Below are 5,440 nucleotides of genomic sequence, written 5' to 3'. Positions count from 1 at the left end.
AAAGAGTTTCTTACCTTTGCACCCGCTTCGGAAACGAAGCCAGGGAATAGGCCAGGACGACAGGTTCGGGGAGAAAAAAAAGAAAGAAAAAAAAGCCGCTGAGGGTTTGCAGAACGGAAGATTCTCGCTACCTTTGCAGCCCCTTCCGGAAGGGAAGGGAAACAGGATGGAACGGCAGCGCCAGGCTGCCGCTAATCACTGACGACAGGTCGGTGGGAAGTTCTTTGAGTGAATGGGATAGATAGGAAAGGCATACAGCAATGTTTGTCTAGGAAACATGAAGCGTATCGGCGGTCGGCGTCTGAACAAGACCGACTGTCTTTATAAAAGAAGAGCAGTCAAACAATCTACTACAATGGAGAGTTTGATCCTGGCTCAGGATGAACGCTAGCGGCAGGCCTAATACATGCAAGTCGAACGGGGTCCTTCGGGGCCCAGTGGCGCACGGGTGCGTAACGCGTATGCAACCTACCTCAAACTGGGGGATAGCCCGGAGAAATCCGGATTAATACCGCATAACACCTTTTGATGGCATCTGAAGAAGGTTAAAGATTTATCGGTTTGAGATGGGCATGCGTGCCATTAGCTAGTTGGCGGGGTAAGGGCCCACCAAGGCGACGATGGCTAGGGGTTCTGAGAGGACGGTCCCCCACACTGGCACTGAGATACGGGCCAGACTCCTACGGGAGGCAGCAGTAGGGAATATTGGGCAATGGGCGGAAGCCTGACCCAGCCATGCCGCGTGCAGGATGAAGGCCTTCTGGGTTGTAAACTGCTTTTACCAGGGAAGAAAACACCCATGCGTGGGGAACTGACGGTACCTGGGGAATAAGCACCGGCTAACTCCGTGCCAGCAGCCGCGGTAATACGGAGGGTGCAAGCGTTGTCCGGATTTATTGGGTTTAAAGGGTGCGTAGGCGGCCTGTTAAGTCAGCGGTGAAAGCCCGGGGCTCAACCCCGGAACTGCCGTTGATACTGGCGGGCTTGAGTATGGACGAGGTAGGCGGAATTGAGGGTGTAGCGGTGAAATGCTTAGATACCCTCAAGAACACCGATTGCGTAGGCAGCTTACTAGGCCATAACTGACGCTGAGGCACGAAAGCGTGGGGAGCGAACAGGATTAGATACCCTGGTAGTCCACGCCGTAAACGATGACTACTCGATGTCGGCGACAGACTGTCGGCGTCTTAGCGAAAGCGTTAAGTAGTCCACCTGGGGAGTACGCCCGCAAGGGTGAAACTCAAAGGAATTGACGGGGGCCCGCACAAGCGGTGGAGCATGTGGTTTAATTCGATGATACGCGAGGAACCTTACCTAGGCTAGAATGCGCGTGACCGCCCCAGAGATGGGGCTTCCCTTCGGGGCACAAAGCAAGGTGCTGCATGGCTGTCGTCAGCTCGTGCCGTGAGGTGTTGGGTTAAGTCCCGCAACGAGCGCAACCCCTATCCCTAGTTGCCAGCACGTCAAGGTGGGGACTCTAGGGAGACTGCCTCCGCAAGGAGCGAGGAAGGCGGGGACGACGTCAAGTCATCATGGCCCTTACGCCTAGGGCTACACACGTGCTACAATGGCGCATACAGAGGGTCGCTACCTGGCAACAGGATGCCAATCTCAGAAAGTGCGTCTCAGTTCGGATCGGGGTCTGCAACTCGACCCCGTGAAGCTGGAATCGCTAGTAATCGCGTATCAGCAATGACGCGGTGAATACGTTCCCGGGCCTTGTACACACCGCCCGTCAAGCCATGGAAGTCAGGGAGACCTGAAGGCCGTCACCCACAAGGAGCGGCTTAGGGTAAAACTGGTAACTGGGGCTAAGTCGTAACAAGGTAGCCGTACCGGAAGGTGCGGCTGGATCACCTCCTTTCTGGAGACGCGCCGCCGAGGGCGCCGCCCGTTTCCCCCTGTCTATCCCTTTGCTTGAAACTCAAAAGCATTTTAGAATTAGGTCAGAAGCGGACACCTACCATTGCAAGTAGGGCTTGTAGCTCAGGTGGTTAGAGCGCTACACTGATAATGTAGAGGTCCGTGGTTCGAGTCCACGCAGGCCCACCACGTTTACCATGGGGGATTAGCTCAGCTGGCTAGAGCGCCTGCTTTGCACGCAGGAGGTCAACGGTTCGACTCCGTTATTCTCCACTCACCGAACGCCTGACCTAAGGCAACGATCACACATCCGGTCTCCAATAGGGAGACCGGGGCACATGCCAGGAACCTGTCGCAGCAATGCGCTATGGACCTGGCGGGGAGTTCTTTGACATACTGGAAGAGAGAGAGAACAAACGAGAGTACGCGCCGCGTGAGCGATCACGCAGGCGAAGAAAGTAGAGAAGGGCGCATGGAGGATGCCTAGGCTCTCAGAGGCGAGGAAGGACGCGATAAGCTGCGATAAGCCGCGGGGATCGGCACATACGATGTGATCCGCGGATGTCCGAATGGGGCAACCCGGCTGGTTGAAGACCAGTCACCTGCTTTGCAGGGGCGAACCCGGGGAACTGAAACATCTAAGTACCCGGAGGAAGAGAAAATAACAATGATTCCCCAAGTAGTGGCGAGCGAACGGGGAAGAGCCCAAACCAGCCTTGTTACGGCAAGGCTGGGGTTGTAGGACCGCGCCGTGGGACCAGTAAACGAAGCTTAACTACCTGGGAAGGTAGGCCGCAGAGGGTGAGAGCCCCGTCAGCGCAAGTTTCCTGGCCCTAGCGGTATCCTGAGTAGGGCGGGACCAGAGGAATCCCGTCTGAATCCGCCGGTACCATCCGGCAAGGCTAAATACTCCTGAGAGACCGATAGTGAACCAGTACCGTGAGGGAAAGGTGAAAAGGACCCCGAATAGGGGAGTGAAAAGAACCTGAAACCATGCGCCTACAAGCGGTCGGAGCCCCTTTGTGGGGTGACGGCGTGCCTTTTGCATAATGAGCCTACGAGTTACTCCTCCCTGGCGAGGTTAAGCGTCTCAAGACGCGGAGCCGCAGCGAAAGCGAGTCTGAACAGGGCGCACAGTCAGGGGGGGTAGACGCGAAACTTTGTGATCTACCCTTGGGCAGGATGAAGGTTGGGTAACACCAACTGGAGGTCCGAACCAGTTTGCGTTGAAAAGCATTTGGATGACCTGAGGGTAGGGGTGAAAGGCCAATCAAACTGAGAAATAGCTCGTACTCCCCGAAATGCCTTTAGGGGCAGCGTCGAGGTGGAGTTTCATGGAGGTAGAGCTACCGATAGGACTAGGGGGAGTCAAATCCTACCGAATCCTGACGAACTCCGAATGCCATGAAACATACTCGGCAGTGAGGCTTGGGGTGCTAAGGTCCCAGGCCGAGAGGGAAAGAACCCAGACCGCCAGCTAAGGTCCCTAAATATATGCTAAGTTGAACAAAGGAGGTCCAGCTGCCCAGACAGCCAGGATGTTGGCTTGGAAGCAGCCATTCATTTAAAGAGTGCGTAACAGCTCACTGGTCGAGCGGCAGGGCATCGATAATAATCGGGCATCAAGCATATTACCGAAGCTGCGGATAGAATCTAATTCTGTGGTAGGGGAGCATTCCCGTCTTGCGGAGAAGGCGCCTGGCAATGGGCGCTGGAGCGTCGGGAAAAGCAAATGTAGGCATAAGTAACGATAATGCGGGCGAGAAACCCGCACACCGAAAGACTAAGGTTTCCTGATCAACGCTAATCGGATCAGGGTTAGTCGGGTCCTAAGGCCGATGCGAAGGCTAAGGTCGATGGACAACTGGTTAATATTCCAGTACTAGCGTGACCCAGCGATGCGGTGACGGAGAAGTGAAAGGCCCGCCTGGTGACGGAATACCAGGTTGAAGCCCGTAGGTATAGGACCGGTAGTCAAGTACGCCGGACCTGCCGAAAGGCGATAGTACCCCAAGCCCCCGGGCGAGGGGATAGTGGCCCTAATCCCGCTCCCAAGAAAACCCGCTAAGCGTTTCAACGGTCCCGCTACCCGTACCGCAATCCGACACAGGTAGTCGAGGAGAGAATCCTAAGGTGCTCGAGTGAATCACGGCCAAGGAACTCGGCAAAATGGCCCTGTAACTTCGGGAGAAGGGGCGCTTCCTCCAAGCAATTGGAGAAGCCGCAGTGAAGAGGCCCAGGCGACTGTTTAACAAAAACACATGGCTATGCGAAATCGAAAGATGAGGTATATGGCCTGACACCTGCCCGGTGCCGGAAGGTTAAGGGGGGACGTTAGGGGCAACCCGAAGCGTTGAACCGAAGCCCCGGTAAACGGCGGCCGTAACTATAACGGTCCTAAGGTAGCGAAATTCCTTGTCGGGTAAGTTCCGACCTGCACGAATGGTGTAACGATCTGGGCGCTGTCTCAGCCGTGAGCTCGGTGAAATTGTAGTCTCGGTGAAGATGCCGAGTACCCGCTACGGGACGGAAAGACCCCGTGCACCTTTACTATAGCTTAGCATTGACTCTGGGTAACTCATGTGTAGGATAGGTGGGAGCCTGTGATCCGGCGTCGCCAGGCGTCGGGGAGGCAGCGTTGAAATACCACCCTTGAGTTGCTTGGAGCCTAATCCCGGAGGGGAGACATTGCTTGGTGGGTAGTTTGACTGGGGTGGTCGCCTCCAAAAGAGTAACGGAGGCTTTCAAAGGTACCCTCAGCACGCTTGGTAACCGTGCGCAGAGCGCAATAGCAGAAGGGTGCTTGACTGTGAGGCCCACAAGCCGAGCAGGGCCGAAAGGCGGATATAGTGATCCGGTGGTTCCGCATGGAAGGGCCATCGCTCAAAGGATAAAAGGTACGCCGGGGATAACAGGCTGATCTCCCCCAAGAGCTCATATCGACGGGGAGGTTTGGCACCTCGATGTCGGCTCGTCACGTCCTGGGGCTGGAGAAGGTCCCAAGGGTTCGGCTGTTCGCCGATTAAAGTGGCACGCGAGCTGGGTTCAGAACGTCGTGAGACAGTTCGGTCCCTATCTGTAGTGGGCGTCGGATGTTTGAGGGGACCTGTCCTTAGTACGAGAGGACCGGGATGGACGAGCCTCTGGTGGACCTGTTGTGGCGCCAGCCGCAGCGCAGGGTAGCTACGCTCGGATGAGATAAGCGCTGAAAGCATCTAAGTGCGAAACTCACCCCAAGATGAGACATCCCTTGAAGGGCCGTGGGAGACGACCACGTCGATAGGCGGCAGGTGTAAAGCTGGAAACAGCACAGCCGAGCCGTACTAATTGCCCGGGAACTTTCCCGCCCGAAGGGCGCGTACCCTTGCGTTCCTCTCCCTTTGCCAGTATGCCAGAGCACTCCCCGACCCCACCACGGCCGCAAGGCCCAAGAGCAAAATGGTGGCTATGTCGCGGGTGTCCACCTCTTCCCATTCCGAACAGAGAAGTTAAGCCCCGCCGAGCCGATGGTACTGCGGTCACACGCGGGAGAGTAGGTCGCCGCCAACCCCCCACTAACGCACGCCCACCCTGCAAC

The 5,440-nt window shown here is 56.3% G+C and carries 2 tRNA genes and 3 rRNA genes; all 5 read left to right on the top strand.

Features of this window, described 5'->3' with window-relative positions:
* Window positions 1-352 precede the first annotated feature (352 nt).
* Window positions 353-1,864: ribosomal RNA gene (locus tag JT718_RS20380) — 16S ribosomal RNA — on the top strand.
* Between the two features lie 111 nt (window positions 1,865-1,975).
* Window positions 1,976-2,052 (top strand) — tRNA-Ile (locus JT718_RS20375).
* Window positions 2,053-2,062: 10 nt separating this feature from the next.
* Window positions 2,063-2,136: transfer RNA gene (locus tag JT718_RS20370), tRNA-Ala, on the top strand.
* 179 nt (window positions 2,137-2,315) lie between these two features.
* Window positions 2,316-5,210 (top strand): 23S ribosomal RNA (locus JT718_RS20365).
* Window positions 5,211-5,300: 90 nt separating this feature from the next.
* Window positions 5,301-5,412, top strand: a 5S ribosomal RNA gene (rrf, locus tag JT718_RS20360).
* The 16S, 23S and 5S rRNA genes sit together here with 2 tRNA genes alongside, the layout of an rRNA operon.
* Window positions 5,413-5,440 lie beyond the last annotated feature (28 nt).

Source organism: Rufibacter psychrotolerans (assembly GCF_016924645.1).
Classification (GTDB): Bacteria; Bacteroidota; Bacteroidia; order Cytophagales; family Hymenobacteraceae; genus Nibribacter; species Nibribacter psychrotolerans.
Note: the sequence above shows the minus strand (reverse complement) of the source record. Positions and strands in the feature narration are given on the sequence as shown.